This is a genomic window from Streptomyces nanhaiensis (genome assembly GCF_046614825.1).
In the GTDB taxonomy this organism is placed as follows: domain Bacteria; phylum Actinomycetota; class Actinomycetes; order Streptomycetales; family Streptomycetaceae; genus Streptomyces; species Streptomyces radiopugnans.
In genome coordinates this window covers 1-17,037 of the sequence record NZ_JBKJFM010000045.1, presented here as the reverse complement: position 1 = coordinate 17,037, position 17,037 = coordinate 1, and the positions used below count along the sequence as shown (strand labels likewise).

The following is a 17,037-nucleotide window of genomic DNA, read 5'->3' as shown; positions in this document are numbered from 1 at the left end:
CCCGCCGCATGTGCGCGTCGGGGCGCGCGGTGCGGTTGTCACTCGATCTCGACGCGCGCCTTGCTGCGCAGTTCCGTGGCCAGGTCGGCGGCATCGCCGATCGGAGCCCCGCCCTTGCCGCTGAGGAACGCCGAGATGTCGGCCAGGGACACAGCGCCGACGGTGCTGTGGTCGGCCCAGACGCAGAAGGGAATGGTCGCCTTCTTGCCGCTTCCCAGCCCGGTGGAGGAGTCACCGGTGAACTCGGCCTCCTGGCACTTCATCACGGCGTTCTCCAGCCCTTCGGGGGACACCTCCTCCGGTTCGCCGACCAGCGTGACCTTCGCGTCGCCCTCCTCGGGGGAGTCTTCCTCGGTGCCCTCGGAGAGGGTCGTGAACAGGGCGTCGACGGCTGCTTCCGGGTTCTTCACCTCTCCCCACACCCCGTTGAAGGACAGGGCCATACCGGTGGTGGGGCTGGGATCGGCGACATCGCCGGTGAAGTACTCGGCGTTGACCTCCTCGGCATTGGAGACGCCGACGTTCTCCAGCTTCCTGAGGTCGTCCGAGTCGAACCCGTCCGGGTCGCCGGACGGGGTCTTCTTGTACTCGCCGGCCACCGTCGCGGGGGGCACGAGCTTGTACCGCTTGCCGTCGTCGGCGATGTCGCCGCCGCTGCCGCCGCCGGAGAAGACGAAGTAGCCGCCCACCGCCAGGCCGACGACCGCGAGGACGGCCACCAGGGCGCCGATCGTCCTGCCCTTGCCGCCGCCGCCCGGCGGGGGCGGGGGCATGTAGCCCCCGGGCTGCTGCGGGTGACCCGGCTGTCCCCAGCCGCCCTGCTGGGGGAAGCCCGGCTGGGGGTGGCCGGGCTGACCGGGCTGCTGCGGATAGCCGTACCCCGGTTGCCCCTGCGGCGGCATGCCCGGCTGCTGCGGGTGGCCGTACCCCGGCTGGGGCTCTCCGTACCCCGGCTGGGGGCCGCCGTACGGCGGTTGCTGACCGTACGGCGGCTGCTGACCGTACGGACCGGGCTGCGGTGGCGGCTGGTTGTGACTCACGCTGGGGCTCCCCCTTGGTCGGACACGTTCACGAATGGGCCGTCCCATCCTGGCGGACCCCGGCGCTCCCCCGTCACCCGGACCCCCAAACCGGTTCGAGACCGCCGTACGGCCGCCCGTACACTGGCCGTCGTGACCGAGAACACTCAGCAGAGCCCGACCCCCGAGGGGGCGGAGCCGTCGAACAGCGCCCATGCCGACCTGCCGACCCAGTACGTTCCGGCCGAGGTGGAGGGGAAGCTGTACGAGCGCTGGGTAGAGCGCGGTTACTTCGAGGCGGACGCCAAGAGCGACAAGCCGCCGTACACGATCGTCATCCCGCCGCCCAACGTCACCGGCAGCCTGCACCTGGGCCACGCCTTCGAGCACACGCTGATCGACGCCCTCACCCGCCGCAAGCGGATGCAGGGGCACGAGACGCTGTGGCAGCCGGGCATGGACCACGCCGGCATCGCCACCCAGAACGTCGTCGAGCGCGAGCTGGCCAAGGAGGGCAAGTCCCGCCACGATCTGGGCCGCGAGGCGTTCGTCGAGCGGGTGTGGCAGTGGAAGTCGGAGTCCGGCGGGCAGATCTCCGGCCAGATGCGGCGGCTGGGCGACGGCGTCGCCTGGTCGCGTGAGCGCTTCACCATGGACGAGGGGCTCTCCCGGGCCGTCCAGACGATCTTCAAGCGGCTCTACGACGACGAGCTGATCTACCGCGCCGAGCGGATCATCAACTGGTGCCCGCGCTGTCTGACGGCCATCTCCGACATCGAGGTGGAGTACGCCGACCAGGACGGCGAGCTGGTCTCGATCCGCTACGGCGAGGGCGAGAACTCCATCGTCGTGGCCACCACCCGCGCCGAGACGATGCTCGGCGACACCGCCGTGGCCGTCCACCCCGACGACGAGCGCTACGCCCACCTCGTCGGCACCGAGATCGAGCTGCCGCTCACCGGCCGGCGCATCCCGGTCGTCGCCGACGAGCACGTGGACCCCGGGTTCGGCACGGGCGCCGTCAAGGTCACCCCGGCGCACGACCCGAACGACTTCGAGATCGGCCGCCGCCACGACCTGCCGAGCATCACGGTCATGGACGAGCACGCGGTCATCACCGCCCACGGCCCGTTCCAGGGCCTGGACCGGCTGGAGGCGCGCTCGGCGGTCGTCGGCGCGCTGCGCGCCGAGGGGCGCATCGTCGCCGAGAAGCGCCCCTACGTCCACTCCGTCGGCCACTGCTCGCGGTGCAAGACGACCATCGAGCCGCGGCTGTCGATGCAGTGGTGGGTGAAGGTCGGCCCGCTGGCGAAGGCCGCCGGCGACGCGGTGCGCGACGGCCGCGTCACCATCCACCCCAGGGAGATGGAGTCCCGCTACTTCGGCTGGGTCGACAACCTCCACGACTGGTGCATCTCCCGCCAGCTGTGGTGGGGCCACCGCATCCCCGTCTGGTACGGCCCCGACGGCGAGACCGTCTGCGTCGGCCCGGACGAGGAGCCCCCGGCCGGCGAGGGCTGGCACCAGGACAGCGACGTGCTGGACACCTGGTTCTCCTCCGGCCTGTGGCCCTTCTCCACCCTCGGATGGCCCGAGCGGACCGAGAGCCTGGAGAAGTTCTATCCGAACTCCGTCCTGGTCACCGGCTACGACATCCTCTTCTTCTGGGTCGCCCGGATGATGATGTTCGGCCTGTACGCGATGGACGGCACCCCGCCGTTCCACACCATCGCGCTGCACGGCATGGTCCGCGACCAGTTCGGCAAGAAGATGTCGAAGTCCTTCGGCAACGCGGTCAACCCGCTGGACTGGATGGACAAGTACGGCTCCGACGCGCTGCGCTTCACCCTCGCGCGCGGTGCCAACCCCGGTGTCGACGTCCCCATCGGCGAGGACTGGGTCCAGGCGTCCCGCAACTTCGCCAACAAGGTCTGGAACGCCACCCGCTTCGCGCTGATGAACGGGGCCACGGTCGAGGGCGCCCTGCCCGCGCCCGAGGAGATGTCGGCGACCGACCGCTGGATCCTCTCCCGGCTGAACACGGTCGTGGCCGAGGTGGACGCGTACTACGACGACTACCAGTTCGCCAAGCTCTCCGACCTCCTCTACCACTTCGCCTGGGACGAGGTCTTCGACTGGTACGTCGAGCTGTCCAAGACCACCTTCGCCGCGGGCGGCGACGCGGCCCGCGCCTCCGCCCGCGTCCTGGGCGAGGTCCTGGACACCACGCTGCGGCTGCTCCACCCGGTGATGCCGTTCGTCACCGAGACGCTGTGGACGACGCTGACCGGCGGCGAGTCCGTGGTGATCGCGGACTGGCCCTCCGACTCCGGCTTCCGCGACACGGCGGCCGAGCAGGAGATCGCCACCCTTCAGCAGGTGATCACCGAGGTCCGCCGCTTCCGAGCCGATCAGGGCCTCCAGCCCGGCCAGCGCGTCCCGGCCCGCCTCGCGCTGGAGGGGACGGAGCTGGCGGTCCACGAGGCGGCCATCCGCTCCCTGCTGCGCCTGCAGCCGGCCGGCGAGGACTTCCGGGCCACCGCGTCCCTGCCGGTGGCCGGGGCGAAGGTGGAGCTGGACCTGTCCGGCGCGATCGACTTCGCCGCCGAGCGCAAGCGCCTGGCCAAGGATCTGGCGGCGGCGGAGAAGGAGCTGGCGCAGACCACGGCCAAGCTCGGCAACGAGGGCTTCCTGGCCAAGGCCCCCGACCACGTGGTCGCCAAGATCCGCACCCGCAGGGAGCAGGCCGAGGCGGACATCGCCCGGATCTCCGCCCAGCTGGAGGCACTGCCGCAGGCCTAGGAGCCCCCGCGAGCGGGTAGGAGGACGGATACGACGAGAGAGCGGTGGCCGCCGCGCCCGGGCCGGGCGCGGCGGCCACCGCCGTCTCCGTACACTGAAACGGTGAGTGAGCAGCCCCCGCACGACCCGCACGAAGGCCCCGGCGACGCCTCCGGTCAGGAGGGGGAGCACGGCGATCCCCTGGAGCGGTTCGACGAGATCATCGACGCCGAGACCGACCGCGACCCCGATCTCGCCGTGATCGAGGCAGGCAGCCGCACCCTGCGCACCCAGGCCGGGCCGGCCGGAGGCGGCGAGCTGCCGACCCGCCCCGAGGACCCGGAGCTGGACCGGGCGCTGCGGGCGGTGGAGTCCGAGCTGGTGGGGCGGTGGCCCGAGACGAAGCTGGAGCCGTCCCTGGCGCGGATCGCCGCGCTGATGGACGTGCTGGGCGAGCCGCAGCGCTCCTACCCCTCCATCCACATCACCGGCACCAACGGCAAGACCACCACCGCCCGGATGATCGAGGCGCTGCTGGGCGCCTTCGACCTGCGCACCGGCCGCTACAGCAGCCCGCACGTCCAGGCCATGACCGAGCGGATCAGCCTGGACGGCGCGCCGATCTCCGCCGAGAGGTTCATCGAGACGTACCAGGACCTGCGGCCGTACGTGGAGATGGTGGACGCGGCCCAGGAGCACCGGCTGTCCTTCTTCGAGGTCATGACGGGCATGGCCTACGCGGCCTTCGCCGACGCGCCGGTGGACGTGGCGGTCGTCGAGGTCGGCATGGGCGGGAGCTGGGACGCCACCAACGTGATCGACGCGTCCGTCGCCGTCGTCACCCCGATCTCGCTGGACCACACCGACCGGCTGGGCGAGACGCCCGAGGAGATCGCGGGGGAGAAGTCCGGCATCGTCAAGCGGGGCGCCACGGTGGTGCTGGCCCAGCAGCCGGTGGAGGCCGCCTCGGTCGTGCTGCGCAGGGCCGTGGAGATGGACGCCACCGTCGCCCGCGAGGGCCTGGAGTTCGGCGTCGTCTCCCGTGAGGTCGCCGTCGGCGGGCAGTTGCTGACGCTGCGCGGCCTGGGCGGGGAGTACCCGGAGGTCTTCCTGCCGCTGCACGGCGCCCACATGGCGCACAACGCCGCCGTGGCGCTGGCGGCCGTCGAGGCGTTCTTCGGCATCGGCTCCCGGCACGCCCGCACCCTGGACGCCGACGCCGTCCGCACCGCCTTCGCCTCCGTGGCGTCCCCGGGACGGCTGGAGGTGGTGCGCCGCAGCCCCACGGTGGTGCTGGACGCCGCGCACAACCCCGCGGGCGCCCAGGCGACGGCCGCCGCGATCACCGAGGCGTTCGGCTTCAGCCGGCTGATCGGCGTGGTCGCCCCCAGCGCCGAGAAGGACGTGAGGGGGGTGCTGGAGGCCTTCGAACCGGTCTTCGCCGAGGTCGTGCTCACCCGCAACGCCACCCCCCGCGCCATGGACGTGGACGAGCTCGCCGCGCTGGCGGTGGAGGTCTTCGGCGAGGAGCGCGTCCAGGTCGAGCCCCGGCTGGACGACGCGCTGGAGGCGGCGATCACCCTGGCCGAGGAGGAGGGCGAGTACTCCGGTGCGGGCGTACTGGTCACCGGCTCGGTCTTCACAGTCGGCGAGGCCCGGCTGCTGCTCGGAAAGGACAGGTGACACGGTGCGTACGCTCTGCGCGTCCACGCTCATCGGCGAGTTCCTCGTCATCGGCTTCGCCTCCCTGGTGGCGACGCGGCTGGGCGGGCTGCCCACGGGGACGGTGTGGGCGGTCGGCGGCACGGCGATGGTGCTGTGCCTGCTGCTGTGCGGGATGCTCGGCCGGCCCGGCGGGCTCCAGCTCGGCTGGGCGCTGCAGATCGGCCTGATCGCCTCCGGCTTCGTCGTCCCGGCGATGTTCTTCCTCGGCGCGGTCTTCGCCGGGCTGTGGTGGGCGTCGATCCACTTCGGCCGGGTGATCGACGAGGCGAAGGCCCGTTCCGCGGCGGGGGCCGGCGCCGCCTGACCGGCCGGCGTGAACGGCGCCGCGTGACCGGCCCGCGCGGGCGGGCGCCGCACGACGGGTGCCGACGGAGCGCGGGCGGGCTCCCTGTAGCCTCTGAGCACTCGTGAGAGCCCGTAAACACGTGAAAGCCGCAAGGAGCAGCCGACCATGAGCCAGCGCACCCTCGTCCTCCTCAAGCCCGACGCGGTCAGGCGGGGCCTGATCGGCGAGATCGTCGGGCGCATCGAACGCAAGGCCGGCTGGACGATCAGCGCGATGGAGCTGCGCACGCTGGACCGCGCCACGCTGGAGCGGCACTACGCCGAGCACGTCGGCCGCCCCTTCTACGAGCCGCTGCTGGAGTTCATGGCCTCCGGTCCGTCCGTGGCGATGGTCGTCGAGGGCGAGAGGGTGGTCGAGGGCGTGCGCGCCCTGGCCGGTCCGACCGACCCGATCGCCGCAGCACCCGGCTCCATCCGGGGGGATTTCGGAACGATCGTGCGTGAGAACCTTGTCCACGCCTCGGACTCCGAGGAATCCGCCGAACGGGAGCTGAAGATCTTCTTCCCCTCCCACGGCTGACGGCGTGTCAGAAACGCGAACCTCTTGACCTGGGGCGATCGATGGAATTCGATCGCCCCACGTGAATTCGCCCTCCACGCGGGGGAACGAATCACCCGGACGCGACGTCACCACATACGGGGATGACCCGCGTTCCGCCGACAATGACGGAGGAGGAACCCTCTCACCGCGTTCGAAGGAGCGCGACTACGATGGAAACTTCTCCGGGCCCCGCAGCGCACGCTGTCGTCCTCCCCTCACATCGCTCCAGTCGGAAGGCCTGACGTATCCTCATGGCGAACAACATGTCGTTCATCGGCCGTGACATGGCTGTCGACCTCGGGACCGCCAACACGCTGGTGTACGTCAGGGGTCGCGGGATCGTCCTCAACGAGCCATCGGTCGTCGCCATCAACACCAACACCGGCGGAATCCTCGCGGTCGGCGCCGAGGCGAAGAAGATGATCGGCCGCACCCCGGGCAACATCGTGGCGGTCCGCCCCCTCAAGGACGGGGTGATCGCGGACTTCGAGATCACCGAGCGGATGCTCCGCTACTTCATCCTCAAGATCCACAAGCGGCGCTACCTCGCGCGCCCCCGGGTGGTCGTGTGCGTCCCCTCCGGTATCACCGGTGTCGAGCGACGCGCGGTCATCGAGGCGTCCACCCAGGCGGGCGCCCGCCAGGTGCACATCATCGAGGAGCCGATGGCGGCCGCCATCGGCTCGGGGCTGCCGGTCCACGAGGCGACGGGCAACATGGTCGTCGACATCGGCGGCGGCACCACCGAGGTGGCCGTGATCTCCCTCGGCGGGATCGTCACCGCGCAGTCCATCCGGGTGGCGGGCGACGAGCTGGACAACGCGATCATCCAGCACATCAAGAAGGAGTACAGCCTCCTGCTGGGCGAGCGCACGGCCGAGAGCATCAAGATCACGATCGGCTCGGCGTACGACCTGGAGGAGGACGAGCACACCGAGATCCGCGGCCGCGACCTGGTCAGCGGACTGCCCAAGACCGTGGTCATCTCGGCCTCCGAGGTCCGCAAGGCCATCGAGGAGCCCGTCAACTCCATCGTGGACGCGGTGAAGACCACCCTCGACAAGTGCCCGCCCGAGCTCTCCGGCGACATCATGGACCGCGGCATCGTCCTCACCGGCGGCGGCGCCCTGCTGCGCGGCCTGGACGAGCGGCTGCGGCGCGAGACGGGCATGCCCATCCACATCGCCGAGGACCCGCTGGACTCGGTGGCGCTGGGCTCGGGCAAGTGCGTCGAGGAGTTCGAGGCGCTCCAGCAGGTGCTCGACGCCCAGCCGCGGCGGTGACACCGGGCCCGGCCGGCCCCCGCCGAGCCTCCTCCTCCCGGTCGCCGGACGGAGGCGGCCGGCGGCCCGGGGAGCCGGGCCGACACCACGGTCAGACAAGTCCAACAAGGGAAGGCACGGCCGTCGCACGTGAGGGATACACGAGAGAGCCGGCTGCTGCTCGTTCTGCTGGTCGCCGTCGCGTTCGCACTGATCACGGTGGACATCCGCGGCGGTGAACGATCGCCGCTGGACGGGGCGCGGCAGGTGACCGCGTCCGTCCTCGGCCCGGTGGAGAGCGGTGTCGCCACCGCCGTCGACCCCGTCGGCAACGCCATCGCGGCCGTACGGGACTCCGGCGAGCGCTACGACCGGATCAGCGTACTGGAGCAGGAGAACGCCGAACTGAAGCAGAGGCTCGCCGCCTCCGACCGCGACAACGCCCGGGTCAGGCAGCTCGACGACCTGCTGAGGACCGCGGGCGCCGGGCAGTACGGCATCAAGGCCGCCCAGGTCGTCGGGATCGGCGCCGCCCAGGGCTTCTCCTGGACCGTCACCATCGACGTCGGCCGCGCCGACGGCATCAGGCGCGACATGACCGTGATAAACGGCGACGGACTCGTCGGCCGGGTCACCACCGTCGGACCGAGCACCTCCACCGTGCTCCTGGCCAACGACCCCGACTTCACCGTCGGCACCCGGATGGAGGGCACCGGCGAACTCGGCTTCGCGGGCGGCCGCGGCGACAGCGCGCTGACCGTCCAGCTCCTCAACAGCAAGGCCGAGGTGAAGAAGGGCGACCGCCTGGTCACCTTCGGCTCCAGCAACGACCGGCCGTTCGTGCCCGGTGTGCCGGTGGGCGAGGTCATCCGGGTCGATCCGCACAGCGGCGGTCTCACCCGGACGGTGCGGGTGCGGCCGTACGTCGGCTTCACCAAGCTCGACATCGTCGGCGTCGTCGTCAGGCCGCCGCGCACCGACCCGCGTGACGCGGTCCTCCCGCCCAAGCCGAAGGACCGGCCCACCCCGACGGTCACGGTGACCGCCGACCCCTCGGCCGCAGCCGATCCCTCCGCAGGCCCCTCGGCGGGCGCCGGCCCCTCCGAGGAGGCCGCTCCCTCCGGGGGCGCCGCCCCCAGCCCTTCCAGGAGCTGACCGACAACGATGCACCCCAACCGGATCCTGCTCTCGACCGCGCTCGTCATCGTCGCCCTGGTGGTCCAGGTCAGCGTGCTGGCCCGGCTCCAACTGCCCGGCGCCGTACCCGACCTGCTGCTGCTGACCGTCCTCGGCCTGGCGCTGGTGTACGGCCACACCGGCGGCGCCCTGGTCGGCTTCGCGGCCGGGCTGCTGGCCGACCTCGCGCCGCCCGCCGACCACGCCGTGGGCCGCTACGCCCTGGTGCTGTGCGTCATCGGCTACGCAGCCGGCCTGACGAAGCCGGAGAACGGCCAGCACCGCTCGGCCACCGTTCCGATGCTCGTCGTGGCCGGCGCCGCCCTCTCCTCCACCCTGCTCTACGCCGGCGTCGGCGCGCTGGTCGGCGACACCGCGGCCCGCCATGTGGGCCTGGGCCTGCTGCTGACCACGGCCACCGTCTACGACCTGCTGCTCGCGCCCTTCACCGTCCCGGTGGTCATGGCGCTGGCCCGCCGTACCGCGCACGACCCGCTCGCCGACACGGCCGGCAGCGCCGGCGACGGCGCCCGCACCTACGGCGGACTGCTCGGCTCCGGAGGGATCGGCGGCCTGCGCGGCCGCACCGGCCGACTCGGCGGCCGGGCCGGCAGGGCGGGCGCCGTCCGCCGCGGCGGCCTGGCGGCCCGGACGTCCAGGAGCGGAACGGGGCGGATCAAGGGCGTCAAGCGACTGTGACGGCGACGGCGACTGTGACGGCGGCAGCGACTGTGATTGCGACGGAGACGCAGTGAGCAACATTCCCGAGACCGGGCGCACCCCCCGGGTCACCATCCGGCTGGTCGCCATCCAGATCCTGGTCTTCTCCCTGATGCTCACCCTCGGCGGGCGGCTGTGGTACCTCCAGATCCGCAACGGCGAGGAGTACGCCGAGAAGGCCGCGGGCAACCACGTGCAGCAGGTCGTCCAGCCCGCCGTGCGCGGAGCCGTCCTCGACGCGCGAGGTGTGCCGCTGGCCGACAACGAGACCCGGCTGGTGGTCTCCGCCAGCCGCACCGAGCTGATGAAGATGGACGACGGCGGCAAGGCCGTCCTCACCCGGCTCGCCGACGTCCTGGACATGACGTACAAGGAGGTCTCCGAGAAGATCCGCCTGTGCGACGCCAAGACCCCGCAGCCCTGCTGGAACGGCTCCCCCTACCAGCCGATCCCGGTGACCGACGAGGCCACCACGCAGCAGGCGCTCCAGATCCGCGAGCGCCAGGAGGACTTCCCCGGCATCACCGCCGAACCCGTCGCCGTCCGCCGCTACCCGGCCCCGTACGGCGCCCGGACCTCCCAGGTCCTTGGCTACCTCTCGCCCGTCACCGACGAGGAGATCGCGCAGAGCAAGGACACCGACTCCCCGCTGCTCAGCTCCGACCAGATCGGCCGCTCCGGTCTTGAGCGCCAGTACGACGCGGCGCTGCGCGGCGACGCGGGCGTGACGCGCTACAAGGTGGACAACCTCGGCCGCGTCATCGGGGAGGCCGAGAACGACAAGGGCGAGCCCGGCTCCTCCCTCGTCACCAGCATCGACGCGCGCGTCCAGGCCGTCGCCGAGAAGGAACTGGTCAAGGCGATGAAGGAGGCGCGCAAGCAGCACGACCGCAACACCAACCGCAACTACGAGGCGGACGCGGGCGCGGTCGTGGTGATGGAGGCCAGGACGGGCCGGATCGTGGCGATGGCCTCCGCGCCGGACTACGACCCCAACGCCTGGGTCGGCGGCATCTCCGCCAAGGACTACGCCAGGCTCACCGGCAAGAAGTCCAACTACCCGCTGCTCAACCGGGCCATCCAGGGGCAGGCCGCACCCGGATCGATCTTCAAGGTGATCCCGACCGCCGCGGCCGTCAAGGCGGGCTACGACTTCGACGGCCGCTACAACTGCTCGTCCTCGTACAGCATCGGCGGCCAGGTCTTCAAGAACTTCGAGTCGCAGAACCACGGCATGATCGACCTCGGCCGCGCGCTGGAGGTCTCCTGCGACACCGTCTACTACGCCCTGGCGCACCAGGAGTGGAAGAAGGACGGCGGCGCCAAGCCCAGGAAGAACCCCGACGACTGGTTCTACAAGATGGCCCACGAGTTCGGCCTCGGCAAGCGCACCGGGATCGACCTGCCCAACGAGGTCACCGGCCGCGTGCCCGACCGCAAGTGGAAGCAGGAGTACTGGGAGGCCAACAAGGACGCCTGGTGCAAGTACGGCAAGAAGGGCGGGGACTACGTCGAGCAGATCGCGTACGAGAACTGCCTGGAGGGCAACAGGCTGCGCGCCGGCGACAGCGTCAACTACTCCATCGGACAGGGCGACACGCTGGTGACGCCCATTCAGATGGCGGCCATCTACGCGGCCCTGAGCAATGGCGGCACCATGTACGAGCCCACCGTCGGAAAGGCCGTCATCAGCCCCGACGGCAAGAGCGTCGAGGAGATCGAGCCGAAGAAGCGCGGCAGGCTGCCGATGGACGCCAAGACCCTGCGCCAGACCGACAAGGCGCTGGAGGGCGTCGCCACCCGCGGCACCGCCGCCTGGCGCTTCGCCGACGCCGGCTGGCCGCAGAAGGAGATCCCCATGCACGCCAAGACCGGTACGGCCGAGGTCTACGGCAAGCAGACCACCTCGTGGTTCGCGACCTACACCGACGAGTACGCGATCGTCATGACGATCTCCCAGGGCGGTACCGGCTCCGGCGCCTCCGGCCCCGCGGTGCGCGCGATCTACGACGCGCTGTACGGCGTGGGCGAGGACGGGAAGATCGACAAGAGGAAGGCCCTGCTGCCGAAACCGCAGAAGAAGCTTCCCGGGATCAACCCGGACGGCACCATCGAGGCCCTGCGCCAGAAGGGCTTCAAGCCGTGAGCACCCACTCCTACACCGGAAAGCCCTGGCAGGAGCGCTCGGCCTGGAGCAGGCTGACGGCCCGTGACTCCGTCCTGCGCCGCCTGGACTGGACGCTGCTGCTGGCCTGCGTGGCGCTGTCCGTCATCGGCTCCCTGCTGGTGTGGTCCGCCACCCGCAACCGCACCGAGCTGAACGAGGGCGATCCGCAGCACTTCCTGTGGCGCCATCTGATCAGCCTCGCCATCGGCGTGGCGCTGGCCGTGGGCACCGTCCTGCTCGGCCACCGCAGGCTGCGCGGCGCGGTCCCGGTGCTGTACGTGCTGTCGGTGCTGCTCACACTGCTCGTGCTCACCCCGCTCGGTGCGACGATCAACGGCCAGCGCGCCTGGCTGGACCTGGGCGCCGGCCTGTCGCTCCAGCCCGCCGAGTTCGCCAAGATCACCATCATCCTGGGCATGGCGATGCTGCTCGCAGCCCAGGTGGACGCGGGCGACCGGCTCCACCCCGACCACCGCACGGTGGTGCAGGCCCTCGGCCTGGCCGCGGTGCCGATCGGGATCGTCATGCTGATGCCCGACATGGGCTCGGTGATGGTGCTGGTCGTGATCGTGCTGGGTGTGCTGCTGGCCTCCGGCGCGTCCAACCGCTGGATCATCGGCCTGCTGGCCGCGGGCGGCGTCGGCGCGGTCCTGGTCTGGCAGCTCGGCGTGCTCGACGACTACCAGATCAAGCGCTTCGCCGCCTTCGCCAACCCCGCGCTCGACCCGTCCGGCGCCGGCTACAACACCAACCAGGCCAGGATCGCCATCGGCTCGGGCGGCCTCTACGGCAAGGGACTGTTCGAGGGCAGCCAGACCACCGGGCGGTTCGTCCCCGAGCAGCAGACCGACTTCGTCTTCACCGTCGCGGGCGAGGAACTGGGCTTCCTCGGCGCGGGCCTGATCATCCTCCTGGTGGGCGTGGTGCTGTGGCGCGCCTGCCGCATCGCACTGGAGACGACCGAGCTGTACGGCACCATCGTCGCCGCCGGGATCATCGCCTGGTTCGCCTTCCAGTCCTTCGAGAACATCGGGATGACCATGGGCATCATGCCGGTCGCCGGCCTGCCGCTGCCCTTCGTCAGCTACGGCGGCACCTCGATGTTCGCCGTCTGGATCGCCATCGGGCTGCTCCAGTCGATCCGGGTGCAGCGCCCGGTGTCCGCCTGAGCCCCGCGCCCCTGCCTCCGGCCCCGGTCCCCGACCGTGCCCGCGTGACGGCCGCCCCCGGTACGCGGGCACGGGGCCCGCTCCGGCAGGCGTTACGCTGGATGGTCACTCCCGTCCGCCGGCCAGGCGGCACGGCGCCGGCCGCACGGCCGGCCGCTGAAAACCAGTAAATCCGGCAAACCCGGCGAACCCCAGCATCCGAGGACACCACCCATGCCTGTCGAGTCGGTCTTCCCGCGCCTGGAGGCCCTCCTCCCGCACGTCCAGAAGCCGATCCAGTACGTCGGCGGAGAGCTGAACTCCACCGTCAAGGACTGGGACGCCTGCGATGTCCGCTGGGCCCTGATGTACCCCGACGCCTACGAGGTCGGCCTGCCCAACCAGGGCGTCATGATCCTCTACGAGGTCCTCAACGAGCGCGAGGGCGTGCTGGCCGAGCGCACCTACAGCGTCTGGCCGGACCTGGAGAAGCTCATGCGCGAGCACCGGGTCCCGCAGTTCACCGTGGACGCCCACCGCCCGGTCGGCGCCTTCGACCTGTTCGGCGTCTCCTTCTCCACCGAGCTGGGCTACACCAACCTGCTCACCGCCCTGGACCTGGCCGGCATCCCGCTCCGGGCGGAGGACCGCGGCGTGGACCACCCGGTGGTCGTCGCCGGCGGCCACGCCGCCTTCAACCCCGAGCCGATCGCCGACTACATCGACTGCGCGGTCATCGGCGACGGCGAGCAGGCCGTACTGGAGATCACCGAGATCACCCGGGCCTGGAAGGCCGAGGGCCGTCCCGGCGGCCGCGAGGAACTGCTGCTGCGCCTGGCGAGGACCGGCGGGGTGTACGTCCCCGGCTTCTACGACGTGGAGTACCTGCCCGACGGCCGCATCGCCCGCGTCGTACCCAACCGCTCCGGCGTTCCGTGGCGGGTGTCCAAGCACACCGTGATGGACCTCGACGAGTGGCCCTACCCCAAGCAGCCCCTGGTGCCGCTGGCCGAGACCGTCCACGAGCGGATGAGCGTGGAGATTTTCCGCGGCTGCACCCGCGGCTGCCGCTTCTGCCAGGCGGGCATGATCACCCGCCCGGTGCGCGAGCGCTCCATCACCGGCATCGGCGAGATGGTGGAGAAGGGCCTGAAGAACACCGGCTTCGAGGAGGTCGGCCTGCTGTCGCTGTCCTCGGCCGACCACAGCGAGATCGGCGACATCGCCAAGGGGCTGGCCGACCGCTACGAGGACGACAAGATCGGCCTGTCGCTGCCCTCCACCCGGGTGGACGCCTTCAACATCGACCTGGCCAACGAGCTGACCCGCAACGGCCGCCGCTCGGGCCTCACCTTCGCCCCCGAGGGCGGCAGCGAGCGCATCCGCAAGGTCATCAACAAGATGGTCTCCGAGGACGACCTGATCCGCACCGTCGCCACCGCCTACGGCAACGGCTGGCGCCAGGTGAAGCTGTACTTCATGTGCGGCCTGCCCACCGAGACCGACGACGACGTCCTCCAGATCGCCGACATGGCCGCCAAGGTCATCTCCAAGGGCCGCGAGGTCTCCGGCTCCAACGACATCCGCTGCACCGTCTCCATCGGCGGCTTCGTGCCCAAGCCCCACACCCCCTTCCAGTGGGCGCCGCAGCTGTCGGCCCAGGAGACCGACGCCCGCCTGGAGAAGCTGCGCGAGAGGATCCGCGCCGACAAGCGCTACGGCCGCTCCATCGGCTTCCGCTACCACGACGGCAAGCCCGGCATCGTCGAGGGACTGCTCTCGCGCGGCGACCGGCGCGTCGGCGACGTCATCCGCGCCGTCTACGAGGCCGGCGGCCGCTTCGACGGCTGGCGCGAGCACTTCTCCTACGACCTGTGGATGGAGTGCGCCGAGCGCGCGCTGGCCCCCCACGGCGTCGACGTCGACTGGTACACCACGCGCGAGCGCACCTACGAGGAGGTCCTGCCCTGGGACCACCTCGACTCCGGTCTCGACAAGGACTGGCTGTGGGAGGACTGGCAGGACGCCCTCGACGAGACCGAGGTCGAGGACTGCCGCTGGACCCCCTGCTTCGACTGCGGCGTGTGCCCGGCGATGGACACCTCCATCCAGATCGGCCCGACGGGCAAGAAGCTGCTGCCGCTGACGGTCGTGAACAAGTAGCCGCCCGCGCGCGGGCGTACGCGCCCCGCCCCCGGCCGGAGTATCCGCTGGCCGGGGGCGGGGCGCGCTGACACACTGGCCGCATGCCCGAGCTGATCCTCCCCGACCCCCGCGCCCACGCCTCCTTCCTGGAGGCGATGAAGGAGTTCGAGGCCGAGGGCCGGGGCGGGCCGGAGGACAACTCGATGGTCGGCCGCGACATCCTCCGGTACGGCGGGCGCTGGCACGACCCGGAGTTCTTCGCCGCGTACGCCGCCGCCGTCCGCGCCGACGCCGACGAGGACAGCCCGCGCCCCGAGGGCCACGTCCCGTGCACCACCCTGTGGTGGGCCGAGGGCGACACCTACCTCGGCCGCATCGCCATCCGCCACCGGCTCAACGGCTTCCTGCTCGACTACGGCGGCCACATCGGCTACGACGTCCGCGCCTCCGCCCGCCGCCGCGGCCACGCCACGGCGATGCTGCGCGCCGCCCTGCCCGTCGCGCACTCCCTGGGCATCGACCCGGTCCTGGTCACCTGCGACGACACCAACACCGCCTCCCGCCGGGTCATCGAGAAGTGCGGGGGTGTCTTCGAGGACCGGCGGGGGAAGAAACTGCGGTACTGGATCGCCACCGGACCGGCCGCGCCGCGGGCGCCGGGCGCCGGGCCGGGAGAGGGCGGAGCCACCGGCGAGTAGGCTGGTGGGTAGGTACGGGCCTACCGGCCCCGCACCGGCGGGGACGGCCCGGCCGCCAGTGTTCGACCGAGGGGCGCTCGTCGCGCCACCCCGCAGCAAGGAGAAGGATCCTGGGCAAGCGACAGCCCGAAGGCCCGCCGCCCGCACCCGCGGTGCAGCGCATCCGCCTGCGTTACACCAAACGCGGCCGCCTCCGGTTCACCAGCCACCGCGACTTCCAGCGCGCTTTCGAGCGGGCACTGCGCCGGGCCGAGGTGCCCATGGCGTACTCCGCGGGCTTCACCCCGCACCCGAAGGTCTCGTACGCGAACGCGGCGCCGACCGGCACGGGCAGCGAGGCCGAGTACCTGGAGATCGCCCTCACCGAGCGGCGCGACCCCGAGGTGCTGCGGCGGCTGCTCGACGAGTCGCTGCCCGGCGGACTCGACGTCGTCGACGCGGTGGAGGCGCACACCAGCGGTTTCGCCGACCGTCTGACGGCCTCCCACTGGGAGCTGCGGCTCGACGGGGTGGAGCCGGAGGAGGCGCGCAAGGCGGTGGAGGTCTTCCTCGCGGCGGACTCGGTCGAGGTCCGCAGGCAGACGAAGAAGGGCATGCGCACCTTCGACACGCGCGCCGCCGTGGCCTCGCTGGAGGTCGTCCCGACCGGGTCCGATAGGCCCGGCGACGGTCCCTGTGCGATACTGCGCCTGGTGGTACGGCACCTGACACCTGCCGTACGACCCGACGACGTCCTGTCCGGCCTCCGAGCTACGGCCGACCTGGCGCCGCCGGTCCCCGCAGCGGTGACCAGGCTGGCGCAGGGGCCGCTCGATGAGGAGACCGGCACGGTGACCGATCCGCTTGCGCCCGACCGCGACGCAACCCCCGCCGCGACGGTGCCGGACGGCACCGCGTAAGGCCGACGCCGCCGCGCCGCCGATGTGCGAGGCACCAGGGAGCCACCCGGGTCCGGCCGTCAGGCAGGCGCATCCACCAGCAGACTTTCGCCGTAGCCGGGCCCGAAGGCACGGAACCGGCGAGCGAGACGACAGCTCCCGTGCGGCGCCCGCGCCCCGGACAGCGGCCCGCGCACATCACGCGGAGCCCAACCGGACCGAGGCACGGCGCCCGGGAGCGTGAACGGGAGAACCGCCCGCATGCGCGAACCCATGGAATCCGCGGAATCCACATCCGCGGAGAACACCGAAACCACGCCCACGGCGCCCGCCGCGACCGGCACAGGGGCGGAAGCGGGGCAGGGCAGCCCCAGCGACACGCTGCCGCCGCGCCGGCGCCGCCGCGCCGCGTCCCGGCCGGCGGGACGCCGA

Annotated in this window: 13 protein-coding genes; 12 read left to right on the top strand and 1 reads right to left on the bottom strand. The window is 71.6% G+C overall.

The window, feature by feature from the left end:
* Positions 1–38: 38 nt before the first annotated feature.
* Positions 39–1,040: a hypothetical protein gene (locus ACLIYP_RS12895; protein ID WP_412713288.1), complete on the bottom strand. Its 1,002-nt coding sequence runs from the start codon at positions 1,038–1,040 to the stop codon at positions 39–41.
* A 132-nt stretch (positions 1,041–1,172) separates the two neighbouring features.
* Between ACLIYP_RS12895 and ACLIYP_RS12890 the strand changes: the two genes are divergently transcribed.
* From ACLIYP_RS12890 to ACLIYP_RS12835, 12 genes are all read left to right on the top strand, one after another.
* Positions 1,173–3,821 (top strand): valine--tRNA ligase, encoded by a 2,649-nt coding sequence (locus ACLIYP_RS12890; RefSeq protein WP_412713287.1) that lies wholly within the window; start codon positions 1,173–1,175, stop codon positions 3,819–3,821.
* Between the two features lie 102 nt (positions 3,822–3,923).
* The gene (folC, locus tag ACLIYP_RS12885) at positions 3,924–5,483 is read left to right on the top strand and encodes a bifunctional tetrahydrofolate synthase/dihydrofolate synthase (RefSeq protein ID WP_412713286.1); all 1,560 of its coding nucleotides are present in this window, start codon (positions 3,924–3,926) and stop codon (positions 5,481–5,483) included.
* A 4-nt stretch (positions 5,484–5,487) separates the two neighbouring features.
* Positions 5,488–5,829, top strand: coding sequence for a DUF4233 domain-containing protein (locus ACLIYP_RS12880; protein WP_412713285.1), 342 nt, complete (start codon positions 5,488–5,490; stop codon positions 5,827–5,829).
* A gap of 147 nt (positions 5,830–5,976) precedes the next feature.
* Entirely contained in the window at positions 5,977–6,390 is a 414-nt protein-coding gene (gene ndk / locus ACLIYP_RS12875) for a nucleoside-diphosphate kinase (RefSeq protein ID WP_410538550.1), read from the top strand.
* 284 nt (positions 6,391–6,674) lie between these two features.
* A complete protein-coding gene (locus ACLIYP_RS12870) occupies positions 6,675–7,694 on the top strand; it encodes a rod shape-determining protein (RefSeq protein WP_279948674.1) in 1,020 nt (339 codons plus the stop codon).
* A 129-nt stretch (positions 7,695–7,823) separates the two neighbouring features.
* Positions 7,824–8,828 (top strand): rod shape-determining protein MreC, encoded by a 1,005-nt coding sequence (mreC, locus tag ACLIYP_RS12865; RefSeq protein WP_412713284.1) that lies wholly within the window; start codon positions 7,824–7,826, stop codon positions 8,826–8,828.
* A 9-nt stretch (positions 8,829–8,837) separates the two neighbouring features.
* Positions 8,838–9,548, top strand: coding sequence for a rod shape-determining protein MreD (gene mreD / locus ACLIYP_RS12860; RefSeq protein ID WP_412713283.1), 711 nt, complete (start codon positions 8,838–8,840; stop codon positions 9,546–9,548).
* A gap of 52 nt (positions 9,549–9,600) precedes the next feature.
* A complete protein-coding gene (gene mrdA, locus ACLIYP_RS12855; RefSeq protein WP_412713282.1) occupies positions 9,601–11,715 on the top strand; it encodes a penicillin-binding protein 2 in 2,115 nt (704 codons plus the stop codon).
* Positions 11,712–12,905 (top strand): rod shape-determining protein RodA, encoded by a 1,194-nt coding sequence (gene rodA, locus ACLIYP_RS12850; protein ID WP_412713281.1) that lies wholly within the window; start codon positions 11,712–11,714, stop codon positions 12,903–12,905. The genes mrdA and rodA overlap by 4 nt, the downstream gene beginning before the upstream one ends.
* Positions 12,906–13,118: 213 nt before the next feature.
* Positions 13,119–15,047: a TIGR03960 family B12-binding radical SAM protein gene (locus tag ACLIYP_RS12845; RefSeq protein WP_412713280.1), complete on the top strand. Its 1,929-nt coding sequence runs from the start codon at positions 13,119–13,121 to the stop codon at positions 15,045–15,047.
* 83 nt (positions 15,048–15,130) lie between these two features.
* Positions 15,131–15,727 carry a GNAT family N-acetyltransferase gene (locus ACLIYP_RS12840; protein ID WP_412713279.1) on the top strand — a complete coding sequence of 199 codons (597 nt, stop codon included), beginning with the start codon at positions 15,131–15,133 and terminating at the stop codon, positions 15,725–15,727.
* A gap of 152 nt (positions 15,728–15,879) precedes the next feature.
* Positions 15,880–16,626 (top strand): TIGR03936 family radical SAM-associated protein, encoded by a 747-nt coding sequence (locus ACLIYP_RS12835; RefSeq protein ID WP_412713278.1) that lies wholly within the window; start codon positions 15,880–15,882, stop codon positions 16,624–16,626.
* The last annotated feature ends 411 nt before the right edge of the window (positions 16,627–17,037 follow it).

What these genes read in the sequence shown, in the direction of transcription:
- mreD (WP_412713283.1), top strand. Translation starts at nt 8,838, where the DNA reads ATGCACCCCAACCGGATCCTGCTCTCGACCGCGCTCGTCATCGTCGCC.
- ACLIYP_RS12870 (WP_279948674.1), top strand. Translation starts at nt 6,675, where the DNA reads ATGTCGTTCATCGGCCGTGACATGGCTGTCGACCTCGGGACCGCCAAC.
- ndk (WP_410538550.1), top strand. Translation starts at nt 5,977, where the DNA reads ATGAGCCAGCGCACCCTCGTCCTCCTCAAGCCCGACGCGGTCAGGCGG.
- ACLIYP_RS12845 (WP_412713280.1), top strand. Translation starts at nt 13,119, where the DNA reads ATGCCTGTCGAGTCGGTCTTCCCGCGCCTGGAGGCCCTCCTCCCGCAC.
- ACLIYP_RS12840 (WP_412713279.1), top strand. Translation starts at nt 15,131, where the DNA reads ATGCCCGAGCTGATCCTCCCCGACCCCCGCGCCCACGCCTCCTTCCTG.